The 16,636-nt window shown below is 63.2% G+C and carries 8 protein-coding genes and 7 pseudogenes; 1 reads left to right on the forward strand and 14 read right to left on the reverse strand.

Annotated elements, in window-relative coordinates:
* Positions 1-26: 26 nt before the first annotated feature.
* Positions 27-1,441 (forward strand): annotated as a pseudogene (gene pntB, locus H0I39_RS20295) (Re/Si-specific NAD(P)(+) transhydrogenase subunit beta).
* Between the two features lie 1,278 nt (positions 1,442-2,719).
* Here pntB and H0I39_RS20300 read toward each other — a convergent pair.
* The 14 genes and pseudogenes from H0I39_RS20300 to H0I39_RS20360 form a co-directional block, all read right to left on the reverse strand.
* On the reverse strand, positions 2,720-3,478 hold the full coding sequence (locus H0I39_RS20300) for a hypothetical protein (RefSeq protein ID WP_257645894.1): 759 nt from the start codon (positions 3,476-3,478) through the stop codon (positions 2,720-2,722).
* 388 nt (positions 3,479-3,866) lie between these two features.
* Positions 3,867-6,431, reverse strand: a pseudogene (locus tag H0I39_RS20305) (Tn3-like element IS1071 family transposase); the annotation flags it as partial.
* A 50-nt stretch (positions 6,432-6,481) separates the two neighbouring features.
* Positions 6,482-6,673: a 2-hydroxymuconate tautomerase gene (gene thmT, locus H0I39_RS20310; RefSeq protein WP_047350381.1), complete on the reverse strand. Its 192-nt coding sequence runs from the start codon at positions 6,671-6,673 to the stop codon at positions 6,482-6,484.
* A gap of 25 nt (positions 6,674-6,698) precedes the next feature.
* Positions 6,699-7,313, reverse strand: coding sequence for a tripartite tricarboxylate transporter substrate-binding protein (locus tag H0I39_RS22880; protein WP_308645946.1), 615 nt, complete (start codon positions 7,311-7,313; stop codon positions 6,699-6,701).
* Positions 7,283-7,681: a Bug family tripartite tricarboxylate transporter substrate binding protein gene (locus H0I39_RS22885; RefSeq protein ID WP_257646276.1), complete on the reverse strand. Its 399-nt coding sequence runs from the start codon at positions 7,679-7,681 to the stop codon at positions 7,283-7,285. Before H0I39_RS22885 ends, H0I39_RS22880 begins: the two co-directional genes overlap by 31 nt.
* 53 nt (positions 7,682-7,734) lie before the next feature.
* On the reverse strand, positions 7,735-8,523 hold the full coding sequence (gene dmpH / locus H0I39_RS20320) for a 2-oxo-3-hexenedioate decarboxylase (RefSeq protein WP_180551538.1): 789 nt from the start codon (positions 8,521-8,523) through the stop codon (positions 7,735-7,737).
* Positions 8,524-8,597: 74 nt separating this feature from the next.
* Positions 8,598-10,055, reverse strand: a complete 1,458-nt coding sequence (locus tag H0I39_RS20325) for a methyl-accepting chemotaxis protein (RefSeq protein WP_180551537.1) — start codon at positions 10,053-10,055, stop codon at positions 8,598-8,600.
* A 97-nt stretch (positions 10,056-10,152) separates the two neighbouring features.
* Positions 10,153-11,154 carry a 4-hydroxy-2-oxovalerate aldolase gene (gene dmpG / locus H0I39_RS20330; RefSeq protein ID WP_180551536.1) on the reverse strand — a complete coding sequence of 334 codons (1,002 nt, stop codon included), beginning with the start codon at positions 11,152-11,154 and terminating at the stop codon, positions 10,153-10,155.
* Between the two features lie 37 nt (positions 11,155-11,191).
* A pseudogene (locus H0I39_RS20335) lies at positions 11,192-12,084 on the reverse strand (acetaldehyde dehydrogenase (acetylating)).
* Between the two features lie 33 nt (positions 12,085-12,117).
* Positions 12,118-12,908 (reverse strand): annotated as a pseudogene (locus H0I39_RS20340) (SDR family NAD(P)-dependent oxidoreductase).
* A 10-nt stretch (positions 12,909-12,918) separates the two neighbouring features.
* Positions 12,919-13,700 (reverse strand): annotated as a pseudogene (dmpE, locus tag H0I39_RS20345) (2-oxopent-4-enoate hydratase).
* Positions 13,701-13,742: 42 nt separating this feature from the next.
* Positions 13,743-14,606 (reverse strand): annotated as a pseudogene (locus H0I39_RS20350) (alpha/beta fold hydrolase).
* A gap of 73 nt (positions 14,607-14,679) precedes the next feature.
* Positions 14,680-16,138: pseudogene (locus H0I39_RS20355) on the reverse strand (2-hydroxymuconic semialdehyde dehydrogenase).
* A 62-nt stretch (positions 16,139-16,200) separates the two neighbouring features.
* Entirely contained in the window at positions 16,201-16,632 is a 432-nt protein-coding gene (locus tag H0I39_RS20360; protein WP_180551535.1) for a GlcG/HbpS family heme-binding protein, read from the reverse strand.
* Positions 16,633-16,636: the final 4 nt, after the last annotated feature.

The following is a 16,636-nucleotide window of genomic DNA, read 5'->3' on the forward strand; positions in this document are numbered from 1 at the left end:
AAGAAGAACGAGGAGAGCACAACACCATGTCCCCAAGTCTCGCCACGGTCGCCTACCTGGGCGCCGCCATCCTGTTCATCCTCAGCCTGGGTGGCCTGTCCAACCCGGAGACCTCGCGCCGCGGCAACCTGTTCGGCATGATCGGCATGGCGCTGGCCGTGCTGGCCACGGTGTTCGGCCCGCGCGTCAGCCCCTCGGGCATCACCTGGATCGTCATCGCGCTGGTCATCGGCGGCGCCATCGGCCTGTACGCGGCCAAGGTCGTCAAGATGACCCAGATGCCGGAGCTGGTCGCGCTCATGCACAGCCTGGCAGCCTGGCGGCCTGCCTGGTGGGTTTTGCCAGCTACATCGACACCTCGGTGCAGTTCCAGGGCGCGGAAAAGATCATCCACGAGGTGGAGATCTACATCGGCATCCTGATCGGCGCCGTCACCTTCTCCGGTTCGCTGATCGCCTTCGGCAAGCTCAACGGCAAGATCGGCGGCAAGCCGCTGCTGCTGCCGGCGCGCCACTGGCTCAACCTGGTCGCGCTCCTGGTCGTGATCTGGTTCGGCCGCGTGTTCCTGAACGCGCACGGCCCCGGCGCGGGCATGACGGCGCTGGTCGTGATGACCGTGATCGCGCTGCTCTTCGGCGTGCACATGGTGATGGCGATTGGCGGCGCCGACATGCCGGTGGTGGTGTCCATGCTCAACAGCTACTCGGGCTGGGCGGCCGCGGCCACCGGCTTCATGCTGAACAACGACCTGCTGATCGTCACCGGCGCGCTGGTGGGCTCGTCGGGCGCGATCCTGAGCTACATCATGTGCACCGCGATGAACCGCAACTTCATCAGCGTGATCGCCGGCGGCTTCGGCTCGGGCGCGCCCAAGAAGGCCGATGGTGGCGCCGCTGCCGCCGAGCCGCAGGGCGAGGCGGTGCCCATCAGCGCCGTCGAAACGGCCGAGCTGCTGCGCGAGGCCAAGAGCGTCATCATCGTACCCGGCTACGGCATGGCCGTGGCCCAGGCCCAGCACACGGTGAACGAAATCACCCAGACCCTGCGCGCCAAGGGCGTGGAAGTGCGCTTCGCCATCCACCCGGTGGCGGGCCGCATGCCCGGCCACATGAACGTGCTGCTGGCCGAGGCCAAGGTGCCCTACGACATCGTGATGGAGATGGACGAGATCAACGAGGACTTCCCCGACACCGACGTGGCCATGGTCATCGGCGCGAACGACATCGTGAACCCCAGCGCCCTGGAAGACCCGGACAGCCCTATCGCCGGCATGCCGGTGCTGGAAGTGTGGAAGGCCAAGACCAGCATCGTGATGAAGCGTTCCATGGCCTCGGGCTACGCCGGCGTGGACAACCCGCTGTTCTACAAAGAGAACAACCGCATGCTGTTCGGGGATGCGAAGAAGATGTTGGACGAAGGGCTGGCCGCGCTCAAAGGCTGAGGGCGAGTGTGCGAGTCGAGTCCGAGAACTGATACGACGACTGAATGGGCACGTATCTGCTCGGAGGATGTAAGGGTGGTGGGGGCGTTCAGGAGTCCAGAACGAGAGGTTTGTGCAGCAAGTTCGCTTGCATCGGATGGCGATTCAATTCTCGAAGTGGGCGGACAGAGGGGAAGCCTATGCCAAGTCATAACACTCACGTCCTCAGTGAAGAGGAGATCGCTGAAGGTGCTCAACGCATCCGCGGCCGTAGTCATCAGCCTCATGAAGATCTGGGGCTGTACTTTCTCCTCTTGGCCACTGGGGCTCGACCGTTGGAGATCGCGCGTCTGGAGATCCGAGACTACCTTGACCCCACTGGGGCGTGCGCCACTCGTCCGAGTTTCGACCAGAGGTCGCGATCAATGGCCGGTCGCGGCCATTGTTCTTTCGCAGCTCTAGGCTAGATGAGGTTCTGAGCAGCTATCTCGCCGAGCGCGTTCTCCGAAAACTCGGACTTGGTGACGATAGGGCATATAGAGGGCTCGATCCAACCACTCGACTGTTCTTGTCTTCCAGTGGACGGGGTTTTGAAATCACGCCGTACGAAGCGAACGGTCAGAGGCAGTTTCAATGCCGCAGCATCCTGGAAGCCTATCGCAAGATCTTCTGCTATGCCGAGCTCAAGAATATGACGGCGCTTCGAGCGCGCCATACTGTTGCGGCAAAGCTGTATGCGAGAGGGGCGGACGAAGTGCAAGTTGGACTGCTACTGGGTATCGCCGAGCCTAGCGCGGTGCGAGCGCAATTTCCGCGAGAACGCCTCACACTGGAACAGCTCGTAGCCAATCTGATATAGCTTCAGCGCGTTACAGGAGCTTGAAGCTCGGTGGCGGATGCGCCGATCGCCTTGATTTCTGGCTGTCGATCAGTAAGGTGTCTCGTATCGCAAGGAGGTTCTATGCGAAAAGCCATCTTCCTCTTCATCCTAGTGCTGGGCGCAGGTCTCGGCTACCTGCCTGCGCGCCACGAAGACTGGGGGTACGCGTTGTCATGATGGTCTTGGGGATGCTGTTCGGGGGCAATCGGAGGAGCGCTATCGCAAGTTGGGAAGCGGCAGCGTTTGCTTCGCCGAGCTCCGACGGAGGAGGAACTCAATCCGATCCCCGGAATGGGTACCTCCGGTCGAGACCTGGCGGCGAACTACTGGCGGGACGAAGGACATCCGCCGTTCATGAAGCCGCCGCACTCTGAGTACGGCAATCGCATGCACGACGCAGACAAGAGCCTCTAACGGGTCTATTTCTTCAGCGCATCTTTGACAGCTTGCTTGGCGTCCTCAACGATGGGGGCGGCATCCTCCTTCACCTGCTTGCCAGTTTGCAGCATCAGGGACCGCTCCGAAGCCAGGGTCCCATCCGGCGTTTTGGTGATCTGCGCTTTGCGCTCGAAGGTGGCCTGATCCGCGGAGGAGCTTGCACGGATACGCTGGCCTTCTGCCTGGACCTCGCTGCGCATGGCCGACGGGGACTCGCCCGGCGACGCAGCCCTGGGCCCACCGCCAGAGCTGCGCACGCTGCCTTGGTTGGCGCGGTGCTGGCCTCCAAGATCCGGCGCAAGGGCAGGGCTGCTGGAATTCTGCAGGTGCTGGACGGACAGGTCCCCAAAGGCGGACGGCACTGCAGTGCCGTCCGAGAACACCCGGTTGGGCTGCAGCGACTGCCTGGCCAGCTCCGCTTCCATCAGCACGCGCGCCGACGCGCTGTTGCCACCATACTGCTCGGCGTAGCGGGTGAACATCGCGAGGTTGTGGGGATCCTGGGCGATATCGATCGAGATAGTCTCTCCTCGCTCATAGGCCGTCGAGACCCGCTCTGCGAAGGCGCTACGCTCGTTCAGGCTGGCGTCAGCCCGCTCGGTCCGCGCGGTGGTCGATGCCAGCCGGGCGGACAGGTCCTGGGCTTCACGGCTATCGCTGGCGACCATGCTGATGAAGCTTCTGTCCCGAGACACCCGGTCGCCAAACTGCTTGAACTCGGCCAGTTGCTCGCTGTTCATGGAGGTCAGCACCTTTTGTTCAGCGGCAGATAGCCCCGATAAATAGCTCTTGTCGCCAGACGCGTTTGCGCCTAGTCCCGCAAGGGGGTATTGATTCCCACGTGACCGGATGCACCCATGGCAATGCGTGCCACCTGAGATTGCGTGAGCCCCGTCGTGTCCGCCACACTTTTGCTGATCTGGTCCAGCCGGTTGACCGTCTCGCCGAACTGCTCGAAGCCGCTCGATGTGGTGCCGGTGCTGTTGGGGTCTCCTCGTTTTCAGTGCAATAAGTGACGGTACGAAAAGCTAGCACTGGCGCGGAGGTGGTGTTGGTAGATCGTTGATTTCATTGACTTTCCTGTTCACTTTCAAATCTGCGATTCGTGGCGTCAAACCGTGGTCGGTTTCATCCATTGGTGCCAGTTATCGATGCATTTGGCCGCGAAGGCAGGATTTGGTCAGCATAGCGGTCAACCGGGAAGCGAAACACACCCCGCAAGTTGATGCTCTCCAGCCTGGTGGGCGCAATCTTCCCGATCAGTTCCGGTGGAATGACCTGGCGGCGGTTCGACCAGCGATCCAGGACCGCCTGCATCTGTGAGGTATTCCACGCCATCACGATGTTGGCCATCAGCTCAACGCATCGGCCACAGCCTGCATTTCATCGACACGTTTGGCCTGCGCCGGGCTGATCCGGCCGGTATAAATGGCGCGCTTGAGGGCGTTAACAGCCTCGCCCCGATTGAGCACCCGGCGCAACTCGTTCCTGAAAGCGTCCTTGACAAAGTAGTCAGCCAAAAACGCCGTACGCAGCAACCGCCCCAATTGCACGCCAGCCTCATAGATTGGATCGCCCTGGGCGGCAGAACCGAACCGCGCAAGAGCTGCCACCGCACTGGCATGTCCGCTCATGACCGAGGCTGCCAGGTGCACCAGACTATCCCAATGCTTTTCGATCAAAGCGACGTCGACATTGGCTTCGCACACCGCAGCGATTTCTGCGGGCACTTTGGTGCCGCGTGGCACAAAGAGGTGGCGCTGTTTGAGTTCCTTCAACCGCGGGCAAAGATCAAAACCAAGCAAACGGGCATGTGACATGGCAAAGTCGGTGTAGCCATGGGTATCCACAGCAAGCTGGCTGGTCTCCAGCTTTTCTTGGCGGATGACACCTTCAATGGCCACGCCCGCCTGGCGCTCATTGAGCACAAAGGGCTGCGCATGGAAGATGCCCCACCGGTCTTTTACATGGGAGTAGATTCCAATGGAAGGTGTGTTGCGCCGAGGATCAAGCCGGGCTTGCCACACCCGTTTGGTGGTCTCCATGCTCATCATGTCAGAAGATGCCAAATCGGACCGCCCCCAGGTGGCGGCAATCGGGTGTCGCTGCATGAATTCCAGCACAGCCTGGCAGGCCTGGCTCAGACGCCGTTCGTCCCGCGCCCAGCGCATGGCCTGGCGAATGCTGGTGGCAGACAATTGCGGAATCATGCGCGCGCATTCGACCGCAGTCAGACTGGTGCCGTGGGCCATGATGCCGGCATAGACCATCAGCAGCTCGTCGGTAGAGCGCGGCTCACGTCCGAGCATGATCCAGCTAAAGCGCACCTGGGCGTCAACGGCCAGAATCACTTCCGGCAATTGAACCTCACCGATGCGGTGATCCAAAGCCGCGCGCAGCTTGGTCACTTCTGGGTCTTCGTCCTCTGCGGGCAATGGCGACAAATGGAGTTCATCATCCACGCGCAGTACGCCACTGCGGGCTGCAGCGGCCACCGCATCGACACCGGCAGTTACTCTGGCCAGCAAAGGCTTCAAGAAAGTGGCAGCCTTGCTGGGTAACGATAGACGGGCATAGTGTTTCTTGGACTCTGCCTGCCAACGCTCGTCCGTGAAGAACAAGCGCGCACGACCCCGAAAGCTCAGGCTGTGCTCAATCCAGACCGAGCCATTGCGCACCGCGCGGCGCAGGGCAAACAGGGTGGCCACCTCCAACGCCTGAAACGCCCGTTCCCGGTCTGGGCTGGAGATCGAAACCTGCCAGATCATTCCCAGACTTGGTGCCACCACTTCAACTGGCAGCTTTCTGGATCCTTTGAGATATAAAGCTTGCAGCTTGGCAAGGTACTCGATGGCAGGATGCTCGCCGGTGGCCTGCCAGGGCAGCTTTGCAATGGCGACGAGCAACGACCGCACGGGGCGAATTCCATCAATCAATCCCTCGCGGACCAGGAGGCCCTGCTCGGTGGTTTGCGTTTCTGGGTTTCGGTGATCAAGGCTTCAAGACGGGCACGCAACTCAGCATCTGGCACCGCACCTTGCGCGCTCAAGGCAACAAGTTCGCCGAGCAGCGTTTTGTACATTGCGGCCCAATTGACGGTAGCGGGGACATCGGCGGCAGCCTGACGCCACAGATCGGCGATCCGGCGCTGCACCATAAGGATCAACTGGTCTGTGGTGGTGAACAGGCAATACCGAAGAAAGCATGCGACCTCCACGGTGCGCGCTGGCTCTTTGATCTTGGCTCCGGCTGAGGGCGGCCTGGAGACAAGTCGGCGCGCGTAGCGGCGCAAGATGAGATCGGGGATGTCTGCCAGGTGCTTATGAACGTCCAGCGTGTAAAGCAGGTCGATGCGCTCCAGTACCTCGCTGATTTGGCGGGTTGAGTGTTTCGCCGGTGCAGCCCATAGCCAACTCTGCTGGGTTTGTCCATCTGGGCGCAGCTCTGAAACTGAGCTCGCCAGCGATCAAGTGTTGCTGGATCAACGCTGGCGGCGATGGCGGTGCCTGTTTCAACTTCAAGCTGGGCAAGTGCCGCCGCAATCAGTGTCCGAATTGCCCGCTCGTGCACGATCACCAGCTTGTTCTTGTACAGCCATTGACGCGCCCGCACGAGTAGCTGATCGCGGTCGGCGCAGCGCGCCACTTCGTCGCGCAGTTCACGTACCAGTGAGCGGCGCTGGTGCTCGCTCATCCGCAACGCTTGCTGGATAAGCGCTGCAAGCTATTTTGGCCACAAGGCGCTTACCGTCCCAGTTCCTTGGCGCTGACGCCCGCGATGCCCCAGTTTTCCTTGGGAACATCGTGGATCCAGACGCGCACGTTGGCGGGCGGCGCGCCCACTGCATCGACGAGGGCCTGGGTCACCTTCTCGATGACAGCCTTTTTCTGCTCCTCGGTGCGGCCTTCGATAATGTAGATCTGTGCGAATGGCATGGTGTGTCCGTCTGTGAAAAGGGGTTTATTCCGCCTTGATGCCGTTCTTGCGGATCAGGTCGCCCCAGCGGCGGTTTTCGGTGCGGATGAACTCGGCAAACTGCTGCGGCGTGGTGACGCGCAGGTTGCCGGAGATGTTGTCAAACGCGGTCTGCGCTTCGGGGGCGGCAGAGCCGGCGGCCCAGGCAGCCTGCAGCTTCTGGACGATGGCTGCGGGTGTGCCGGCGGGCGCGATCAGGCCAAACCAGGTCTCCACCTCAAAGCCGGGGTAGCCGGACTCGGCGATCGTCGGCACATGGGGCAGGGCCCTGGTGCGCTGTTGCGATGTGACCGCGATGGCCTTGAGCTTGCCTGCCCTGACATGCTGCAAGGTGGTGGCCAGCGAGCTTTCCATGCTCATCAGCACCGTGCCCGACAGCAGGTCCGGCACGATCTGGCTGGAGCCCTTGTACGGCACGTTGGTCAGCTTGATACCCGCCACCGACTGCAGCAGCTCGGCCGCCAGGTGGTTGCTGGTGCCGATGCCGGAAGTGGCGTAGCTGAGCTTGCCGGGGTTGGCCCTGGCATAGGCCACCATGCCCTTGAAGTCGGAGAACGGCGCCGACGGATTCACGACCAGCGCGCAAGGCGTGGTGCCCACCAGGAGATCGGGACAAAGTCTTTTTCGACATTGAACGGCACGCTGCCATACAGGTGCGGGGCAATCGCCAGGCTGCTGATGGCCGACAGGCCGACGGTGTAGCCATCCGGCGCGGACTTGGCCACCGCGTCGGTGCCGATGTTGCCGCCCGCGCCGGCCTTGTTTTCCACCACGAACTGCTGGCCCAGCTGGTCGCCCATGGCCTTGGCGGCCGTGCGGCCCATGATGTCTGTCGGCCCGCCGGGCGGAAAGGGCACGATCAGGCGCACAGGCCTGGTCGGGTAGGCCGACTGCGCCCAGGCGGCGCCGGGCAGGGTTGCGCCCAGCGCGGCCAGCGCGCCTGCGGTCATGAAGTCACGTCGTTGCATGCGCTGTCTCCAGTTATCGTTGTGGTTGCATCAAAAAGGGGCGACGCGGCCCCTCAGGCAAAGCGCAGCGAGACGCTGCCCATGCCCTGCACGCGCAGGCAGACGCTGTCGCCCGCGGCCACGGCCACGGCTTCGGTGGCGCCGCCCGACAGAATCAGGCTGCCGGCCGGGATCTCCTGGCCGCGGCGGCCCAGGTGGTTGGCCAGCATGGCAATGGCCGCTGCGGGGTGACCCAGCACGGCAGCGCCAGCGCCCAGAGCGACGGGCTCGCCGTTTTTCTCCAGCACGATGCCCACGGTGCGCAGGTCCACGTCTTCGGGGCGCATCGCGCGCCCGCCGACCACGAAGCGCGAGGCCGAGGTGTTGTCGGCCACCACGCTCTTGAGGTCAAACTTGAAGTCGCGGTAGCGGCTGTCGATGACCTCGATGCCGGGCAGCACGAAGTCGGTTGCCGCCAGCACGGCGCCGATGTGGCAGCCCGGCCCCTTGAGCGCGTGCTTGAGCACGAAGGCGATTTCGGGTTCTACCTTGGGGTGAATCAGTTCGGCGGTGTTCACGGTGGCCCCTTCGGAGACCACGTATTCATCGACCAGGAAGCCGAACACCGGGTTGGTCACGCCCATTTGTTTCATTTTGGCGTGTGAGGTCAGGCCCGCCTTCAGGCCAACAACGCGCGCGCCGCGTGCCAGCTTGCGCTGCAGGATGACATCTTGAATCGCATAGGCATCGTCCCAGTCCATATCAGGGTGGTCGTTGGTGATTTTGGGTGTATCGCGAACTTCAAGCTGGCAGGTTTCCAGGTGTTCAGCAAGTTGGGCGATGGTTTGGGGTGAGAGTGCCATAGTGAATACTCCAAAAAGTTGGGATGAATAAAAAGTCGGAAATCGTTAGCCCAAGTGCCGCGTTGGTTAATGGGCTATAGCCTGAAAGGCTGCCCTGCCTGGCGCAGAACTGGGGTCACCCGGTTGCTGGGTACGGCGGGCACCGGTGCGCTTGTTTGGGGTGTCGCTGCGGCGGCGGTGGCCGGAACGTTGCGGCCTGTGCTATCGCCCAGGGCGCTCAAGGCGTTTTTGACGCGGTCGTAAGCGGGGCGCACCTGCTCGGGGACCAGTTGCCGGATGGTGTCAAAGTCGCCCTGGCGGGCACACTCCAGCATTCGGGCACGCACTTGGCGGTAGTGCGCCATGGCGCGGTCAAAGTCTTGGCCGGCAGCGCGGGTGCGCAGGGTGGCGGCCTGGGCCCATGCCTGGTCGATGAGCTGGTCGAGTTCACCAATGCGGTGAACTACGGCGGCCACATCGTTCCATGTTTCGGAATTCATGATAAGGATGTTGCAGGCACGCATTTCTTCCACCCCATCGCTGATCACTTCCAGCGCCTGGCGCTTGGGCTGCAGGGCGGCTGTTTCGCGTTTGAGCTGGCCCACCATGGCTTGCACGGTGCGCACCTGGGTGTTGCTTTTGCCAATCCATTCCACCGATTCCTTGGCCGCTTGTGACAGAGTTTCGCTTTGCTGGCGCAGGCGTTCGCCCCAGTGGGTTTGTGTTTGCACCGCCTGGGCCATGCTGCTGGTAGCGGTCAGCGCCTGTTCAGCCCGGGCGCGGATGTCGGCCAGGGCATTGCTCGTTTGTTGGGTGCGGGCCACACCGCTATCCATGCCTTGCAGCACGGTTTGCAGAAATTGATCGGCTTCTTGCGTGCTATGGGTGATGCCGACGACCATCTGCTGAATTTGCTGGGTCGCTTCGCTGGTGCGGGCGGCCAGTTTGCGCACTTCGTCGGCCACCACGGCAAAGCCCCGACCCTGCTCGCCCGCTCGGGCGGCTTCCACGGCGGCGTTGAGGGAGAGTAAGTGCGTTTGCATGGCTACGTTCTTAATCATGGACAGGATGCCGTCAATGGCGGCAGTGTGCTGGCGGACTTCGCCAAAACGGACATCCAGGCCATGGGCAGAACTGCCCAGGGCGGTGATTTGCTCTGTTGTCTCGCGCAGCAAGCGGTCGCCATCGAGTGCCAGCTCGTACATGGATTGCACTTGCTGGCGAGAGATGTCGGCCGATTGCACCACCGTCTCGACGCTTTCAGACAAGCCATGCACGCTCTGATCCAGGGCCTGCAGGCTGCTCTCTTGCGTGCGAGAAAAAGCCACCACCCGGGTGAAGGAGGACAGCATGCTCGCGTTATTGACAATCACGTCCAGCGCGTGCTGGTCGATCTGTGCCAATACGGTCTGGCGAGAAGCGCCCCGGCGGTTGCGCCACCGAAGTCTTCCACGACTGCACCAGGCCACCAGGGCCACCAAGGCCATTCCGCACAGCAGGCCCAGCGCAAAGCCAAGCCCTGTAGCGGGGTTCCACCATGCGAGCATGTTCATTGGAGGCACTCCTGGTTCAAGGGTTGATCAAGGGTTGAGCGTGGTGGCCCAGGTCAGCACCGCGCTGGGGCAGTGCTGACGTTGCTTTGCAAGCAGGTTATGCAGGCAGGGCAATGCCACGTTCGCGGGCCATGGTCAGGGCGGTGTCTTCAATCATGTCTTCCTGACCACCCACCATGCCACGGCGGCCCAGCTCGACCAGCAGATCGCGCGCCGGAATGCCGTACTTCTTCTCAGCACGCTTGGCAAACAGCAAGAAGCTGCCATACACCCCGGCGTAGCCCAGCGTGAGCGCGTCGCGGTCGATGCGGATAGGGAAGTCCATCAAGGGTACGACCAGGTCTTCGGCCACGTCTTGGATCTTCCACACGTCCACCCCGGTTTGGATGCCCATGCGGTCGAGAACGGCCACCAGCACTTCCATCGGGGTGTTGCCTGCGCCAGCGCCCAGGCCAGCAGCAGCGGCATCAATGCGGTTGGCACCGGCCTCGATGGCGGCCACGCTGTTGGCTACGCCCATGGCGAGGTTGTGGTGGCCGTGAAAGCCCAGCTCGGTCTCGGGCTTCAGGGCATCGCGCACGGCAGCGATGCGCTCTTTCACCTGGTCGGGCAGCAGGTAGCCGGCCGAGTCGGTGACGTAGATGCAGTTAGCACCGTAGCCTTCCATCAGCTTGGCTTGTTTGATGAGACCGGCAGAATCGCTCATGTGCGCCATCATCAGAAAGCCGACGGTGTCCATGTCCAGTTTGCGGGCCATGGTGATGTGCTGCTCGCTCACATCGGCCTCGGTGCAGTGGGTGGCCACGCGGATGGTGTGCACACCCAGGCCATGGGCCATTTTGAGGTGATCGACGGTGCCGATGCCCGGCAGCAGCAGGGCCGAGACTTTGGCCTGTTTCATTAGCGGGATGACGGTGCTCAAATACTCTTCGTCGCTGTGCGCCGGAAAGCCGTAGTTCACCGAAGCGCCGCCCAGGCCATCGCCGTGGGTGACCTCGATGAGTGGGATGCCTGCAGCGTCCAGCCCCTGGGCCACGGACTTCATTTGCTCCAAGGTCATCAGGTGGCGCTTGGGGTGCATGCCGTCGCGCAGCGTCATGTCGTGCAGGGTGATTTTTGTGTCATGTCAAAACTCCTTAGGCGGCTTGCAAGGTGAGCGTGCCGGCCAAAATTTCTTCGGCAAACATTTCGGCGGTGCGCGGCAGCGGCGGTCATGATGTCCAGGTTGCCGGCGTACTTGGGCAGGTAGTCGCCCAGGCCTTCAACCTCCAGAAAGACCGAGACGCGGTTGCCGTCAAACACCGGGCCGTTGACCAGCTTGTAGCCGGGCACGTACTTTTGCACTTCGGCCAGCATGTCGTGAATGCTCTTGGTGATGGCTTCGCGGTCGGGCTCGCCTTCCACCAGGCAGTGCACGGTGTCGCGCATGATCAGCGGTGGATCGGCCGGGTTGATGATGATGATGGCCTTGCCCTTTTGGCGCCGCCCACCTTCTCAATGGCACCGGCGGTGGTGCGGGTGAACTCGTCGATGTTCTTGCGCGTGCCGGGGCCCGCCGAGCGGCTGGAGACGGTGGCGACGATCTCGCCATACGCCACAGGCTGCACGCGGCTCACCGCTGCGACCATGGGGATGGTGGCCTGGCCACCGCAGGTGACCATGTTGACGTTCATCTCGGCCTTGCCCACGTGCTCCTTCAGGTTGACGGGCGGCACGCAGAACGGGCCGATGGCCGCAGGCGTGAGGTCGATCATGAGGGCGCCCTGCGCGTTGACCTTGCGCGAGTTCTCGGCGTGCACGTAGGCGCTGGTGGCGTCGAAGACGATTTGCACGCCGTCTGCCTTCATGTAGGGGATCAGGCCATCCACGCCTTCGTGGGTGGTTTTGATGCCCATCTCACGGGCACGCTTCAAGCCGTCCGATTCGGGGTCGATACCCACCATCCACACGGGTTCGAGCACGGGGCTGCGCTGCAGCTTGCCAGCAGGTCGGTGCCGATGTTACCGGGGCCGATCAGGGCACATTTGATTTTTGGGTCATAAGAAGTCCTTTGGAAAAAGGGTCAGCAAATCGAAGACAGGATGCCGCCCTCAACCCGCAGCGCTGCACCATTGGTGGCGGAGGATCGGGGCTGCACACATAGGCCACTAGTGCGGCAACCTCGGAAGGTTCGATGAAGCGGCGCAGCAGCGAGGTGGGGCGTGCCTGGGCGAAAAAGCGCCGCTCGGCCTCGGCCAGATCCACGCCCTGGTCGGCAGCCAGCTTGGCGAAAAAGTCGCCCACTCCTCAGTGCTGGTGGGGCCGGGCAGCACGGCATTGACCGTCACGCCCGTGCCTGCGCAGTGCTGCGCCAGCCCGCGTGAGACGGACAGCTGTGCTGCCTTGCTCATGCCGTAATGCACCATTTCGGTGGGGGATTCACGCCGGACTCGCTGTTAATGAACACGATCCGGCCCCAGCCTGCGGCCTGCATGGCGGGCAGCAGTGCGCGGCTTAGGCGCACGCCACTCATCACGTTGGCATCAAAAAGCGCTGCCACTGGGCATCGTCGATGGCCCCGAAGGGCTGCGGATCGAAGATGCCGAAGTTGTTCACCAGAATGTCCACGCCCGCGCTGGCCTGGGCCAGCAGGTCGCAGCCGACGGCCGTGGCCACGTCGGCAGCCACGCCGCGCACCTGGGCCTGTGGCACGGCCGCCTGCAGGCGCTGCACGGCTTGGGCCACGCGCTCCTCGCTGCGGCCATTGAGCACGACGGCCACGCCTTCGCGTGCTAGTTCGGTGGCAATGGCAAAGCCAATGCCTGCGGTGGAGCCGGTGACCAGGGCGCGTTTGCCGCTGAGTTGCAAGTCCATGCCGCGCTCCTTAGAGGAAACGCACCGAGCAACCGCCGATGCCGCCGATGGTCACACGCAGGTTGTCGCCCGCTTGCACAGGCACCATGATGCCCAGCGAACCCGACAGCACCACTTCACCGGCTTCCAGCGCAATGCCCAGGCGGCCCAGCGTGTTGGCCAGCCAGGCCACGGCGTTGGCGGGGTGGCCCAGGGCCGCAGCGCCAGCACCGGTGGCAACGATCTCGCCATTCTTTTCCAGTACCATGCCGCAGGTGCCCAAGTCCACGTCGCGCGGATCGACCAGGCGGTCGCCCAGCACGAACACGCCGCAGCTGGCGTTGTCAGCCACGGTGTCTTGAATCTTGATTTTCCAGTCGCGGATGCGCGAATCCACGATTTCAAAGCAGGCCATCACGCCCTCGGTGGCGGCCAGCACGTCGGCCGCCGTCACGCCGGGGCCCTTGAGGGTTTTCTTCAGCACGAAGGCAATCTCGCCCTCGGCCTTGGGTTGGATCAGCGTGTTGGCGGGCACGGCCTCGCCTTCGTTGAACACCATGCCGTCGGTGAGCCAGCCAAAGTCGGGCTGGAACACGCCCAGCATGTTCATCACGGCCTGGCTGGTCACGCCAATTTTCTTGCCGACCACTTTTTCACCAGCGGCCAAGCGGCGCGCCAGCATTTTTGCTGGATGGCGTAGGCGTCTTCAATGGTGATGTCGGCATGGAGGTTGGTCAGCGGCTCCAGCGTTTGGCGCTGCGTCAGGGCCTGGTACAGCTCGTCGCCCAGTTGTTCGATCAAGGCAGGGGTCATGGTCATGGGGGTTCCTTTGGCGAGGGTGTTCAGAAAAGTCGTTCAGGGCCGCAGCGGCAGCGGCTCGTCGGGGTGCGCTTCAGCAAGGAAGTCGCCCACCAGGCGGGCAAAGCGCGCGGCGTGTTCAATTTGCGTCCAGTGGCCGCATTGGCCATAGACGTGCAGTTGGGAGCGCTGAATCCAGCTGGACAAGGTCAGCGAGGTGCTCAGCGGGATCACGCGGTCTTCGCGGCCATGGATGACCAGGGCTTGGTGCGGCAGGGCACGGATGTCGGCCTCGGCGCTGGCCAGGGCTTCAATCCAGCGCTGGCGCGGGGCGGGGAACATGGCGGCGAACGATTCTTGAAAGCCGGGGCGGATGCTGGCCTCAAAGCGCAGGCGCGCCAGGTCGTCGCTCATCAGGCCTTGGTCGAAGGCGAAGTAGTCCATGATGGCGCGCATGTTCTCTACCGAGGGTGTAGCCCCACACGGCGTCCAGCCCCTCGGTCAGGGGAAGGAGACACCGGCACTGCCCATCAGCACCAAGCGGCGCACGCGCTCGGGGTGGGCAATGGCCAGCGCCAGCGACAGGCCGCCGCCAAACGAGTTGCCCACCAGGTCGGTGCGCTCAATGCCTAGGGCATCGAGCAGGCCCACAGCCTGGCGCACCCAGGCGTCCATGCTGTAGACAAAGCCTTGCGGGCGCTCCGAGTAGCCAAAGCCCACCATGTCGGGCGCAATCACGCGGGCGTTCTGCGCCAGCGCGGGCATCACCAGGCGCCAGTTGGCCCAGGCAGAAACACCCGGCCCCGAGCCGTGGATGAGCAGCACGGGCGCGCCCTGGCCACCACTGTCGTGGTAGTTGGTGCGAATGCCCGCTGCTTCGATGCTGTGCCCGATCTCGGGGTTGGACGATGTATTGCTCATGTGAAACTGTCTCCTTGCTATTTTTATAAGAGCTACTCGCGCTTGCCTGGCAAGCGCGAGAGGCCGATTTGGCTTAGAACTTCACCATCACGTTGCGCAGCTCGGTATAAACTCGAGCGAGTGCACACCGCCTTCGCGGCCGATGCCCGATTGCTTGGAGCCGCCAAACGGCGTGCGCAGGTCGCGCAGGAACCAGGCGTTGATCCAGCACAGGCCCACTTCGATCTGGTGCGCCAGGCGGTTGGCGCGCGCAATGTCTTGCGTGAAGATGGCCGTGGCCAGGCCGTAGCGGTTGGCGTTGACCTTGCCCAGCACTTCCTCTTCGCTGTCGAAGGGGCTGATGTGGCAGCAGGGGCCAAAAATTTCTTCGGTCACCACGGTGGCGGTTTCGGGCAGGCCGGTCCAGATGGTGGGTTGCACCCAGGAGCCATCCTTCAGCGCGTCGGGCATGTCGGGGATGCCGCCGCCGGTGACGATGGTGGCGCCTTCGTCCTTGGCTGTCTTGTACAAGCCCAGCACCTTGGCCTGGTGCTTCTTGCTGATCAGCGGGCCAATCTTGGTGTCGTGATCAAACGGCAGGCCGGGCTTCATGGCTTCGGCGCGCTCTTTCAGGGCAGCCACCACTTTGTCGAAGATGGGTCGCTCGACGTACACGCGCTCGGTGCCCAGGCAGACCTGGCCAGCGTTTTCAAAGCACGAGCGCGTCAGCGTATCGATGGTTACCTGGAAGTCGCAATCAGCAAACACCACGGCGGCGTTCTTGCCGCCCATTTCCAGCGACACGGGGCGCACGCCATCGGCAGCGGCCTTCATGATGGCGGTACCGGTGCGCGTCTCGCCGGTGAAGGTAATGCCGTTCACGCCGGGGTGCTTGGTCAAAAATTCACCGGCCGAGGCAGGGCCAAAGCCGTGCACCACGTTGTACACGCCCTTGGGCATGCCCACAGCGTTCATCACCTCGCCCAGCAGCGTGGCGGTAGCGGGGTTTCTTCGCTGGGCTTGACGACCACGGTGTTGCCGCAGGCCAGGGCCGGGCCCACCTTCCAGGTCATCAGCAGCAGCGGCAGGTTCCAGGGGCAGACCACGGCAATCACGCCGCGCGGCACGCGCACGCCGTAGCTCAATGCCGTCTTGCCGTCGGGCGTGCGCATGTTGAACGACTCGGTGGCCGTGCTCTTGATGGTGTCGATGAAGATCTGGAAGTTGGCGGCGCCGCGCGGAATGTCCACGTGCGAGGCCAGGTGGTGCGGCTTGCCGGTGTCGGCAATTTCGGCCTGCAAAAAGTCGTCGAAGCGGCGGTTGATCTCACCGGCCACGGCGTCCAGCAGCTTGCAGCGCTCGGCCACCGACAGGCGGCCCCAGTCGCCCTTGAGCGCGGCGCGCGCGGCGGCCACGGCGGCATCGACCTCGGCCTGCCCCGCTTCGTAAATATTGCCGATGACGCTGCCGTTCACCGGGTTGATGTCCTGGAAGGTCTTGCCGCTGGCGTTGCGAACATATTCGCCGTTGATGAAATTCAGAAACTCTTTCATGGTGTTACCTTGCTATGGAAATGTTGAACAACGCTGCGGCTTGTCCGGGATGCCGGGCATCCTCAGCAATCCAGCCCCAGCGCGGCCAGCGCGGCGCGGGCACAGATTTCGTCCTGCTCGGCGCTGCCGCCGGACACGCCAATGCCGCCGATCAGCGCCCCGCCCTCACGCATGGGCAGGCCGCCGCCAAAAACCACGTTGCGCGGGCGCGTGGGCATGCCCAGGCGCAGCGCTTCGTCGCCCTGCAAAATGCCGGCCCACTGCGCCGTGGCAAAGCCAAAGCCGGCGCTGGTGTAGGCCTTGTCGATGGCAATGTCCACCGAATGCAAAAACGCCCCCGGCATGCGCAGAAAGGCCGCCAGCACGCCCGATGCGTCGGTCACGGCGACATTGATGCGGATGCCCAGCTCGCCCGCCTTGGCCACCGCTGCAACCACGGCCGCGTTGGCGGCCTCGGCAGTGATGGCGCGTTGTTCAACGCTGTGTTGTGCCATTGCC

Origin of the sequence: Ottowia beijingensis (genome assembly GCF_013423955.1) — a bacterium.
GTDB classification, from domain to species: domain Bacteria; phylum Pseudomonadota; class Gammaproteobacteria; order Burkholderiales; family Burkholderiaceae_C; genus Ottowia; species Ottowia beijingensis.